General features: G+C 40.4%; 2 protein-coding genes. Both read right to left on the bottom strand.

All coding sequences use genetic code 11. The features are described 5' to 3' along the window. Positions 1–58 precede the first annotated feature (58 nt). Positions 59–898: an IS3 family transposase gene (locus IE056_RS18300; protein WP_189606432.1), complete on the bottom strand. Its 840-nt coding sequence runs from the start codon at positions 896–898 to the stop codon at positions 59–61. Then, positions 880–1,164 carry a transposase gene (locus IE056_RS18295; protein ID WP_189606431.1) on the bottom strand — a complete coding sequence of 95 codons (285 nt, stop codon included), beginning with the start codon at positions 1,162–1,164 and terminating at the stop codon, positions 880–882. Before IE056_RS18295 ends, IE056_RS18300 begins: the two co-directional genes overlap by 19 nt. Positions 1,165–1,230 lie beyond the last annotated feature (66 nt).

Genomic DNA, 1,230 nt, shown 5'->3' with positions numbered 1-1,230 from the left:
TGTAGTACTACCCTTTTACTAGACCACCAATTCTTTACTTAAGGTGTTTTAAAAGGCATCAAGCAGCATTATGATATAGCTGTGATGGTCTGTTCCGTTGAATGCCCCTATGGCGCCTGTTATTATAATATTCCATAAAATTCTTGGTTCCCTGGTATAGATCAGATCCGTTCTTTGGCGGGTATAAATAAACGTATTTTTGTTTTAAGGTGCGAAAAAATCTTTCAATAAAAGCATTATCCGTAGCTCTGCCTTTTCCGTCCATGCTGATTTGTACAGAATTCTCCTTTAAAAAGCTGACCCAGTGTTCTGAAGTATACTGGCTTCCCTGATCAGAATTAATAATCTCAGGTTTTCCATATCTCCTGAAACAGTCAGTCAATAATTCCGTCTGTGTTTCCTTTTCAAGGGAATTTGATATTTGCCATCCGACAATAAAACGGCTGTATACATCAATTACAGCGGTCAGGTACATAAACCCATTGACCATTGGGATGTAAGTTATATCTATTGCCCACACCTGATTAGGTCGTTCTACTTTAAGATGCCGTAGCAGATAAGGATGGATGTACTTGGCTTTCCCTAGTCTGGATAGGTTCCGCTTCGGGTATATCGCCTCTACACCCATTTTACGCAGGAGTCGGCGTACACGTTTGTGATTAACAGTCCAGCCCTTATCCAGGAGTTCGTCCTGCATTCCCAGGACACCCAAAGTAGGATCTTGTGTATATAAACGATCCATCTGAGTCATCAGATCCAGATTTTCTTTACTCTCTCCCAGAGGATTGATATATAGGCTACTGCGATTGATCTCCAGTAGTTCGGTTTGCCTTCTAATGCTTACAGCGTGATCTTTTTCAACTAAGGATTTCCGTTCCTTTACAGTCCGGTTTTCCATAAGCTTTTTTTTAAAAAATCATTCTCCATTTCTAGCTTTCCTATCTTAGCGAAAAGCTCCTTTTCGTCAGCCTCGGATTCGGCTTCTTTCTTGCCTTCAAAGGCTTTGGAGGAATTCTTTAAAAACTCACGCTTCCATTGGCCGATCTGGTTAGGGTGGATCTCAAAACGTTTGGCCAGTTCTGCTAATGTCTCACGTTCTTTAAGTGCTTCAACAGCCACCTGGGCCTTAAAAGCTGCTGTAAATTTTCTTCTGGATTTCTTCATATTCATCGATTAAAGTTACTAAATTTTAAACTTAACCGATGGTCTAATTTTTAGGGAGCATTACAG

Source organism: Salinimicrobium marinum, from assembly GCF_014651535.1.
GTDB lineage: Bacteria > Bacteroidota > Bacteroidia > Flavobacteriales > Flavobacteriaceae > Salinimicrobium > Salinimicrobium marinum.
This window is presented reverse-complemented; position numbering and strand designations above follow the sequence as displayed.

Excerpts from the sequence above, each read along its gene's own strand:
- IE056_RS18300 (WP_189606432.1), bottom strand. The coding sequence starts at position 898 with ATGGAAAACCGGACTGTAAAGGAACGGAAATCCTTAGTTGAAAAAGAT.
- IE056_RS18295 (WP_189606431.1), bottom strand. The coding sequence starts at position 1,164 with ATGAAGAAATCCAGAAGAAAATTTACAGCAGCTTTTAAGGCCCAGGTG.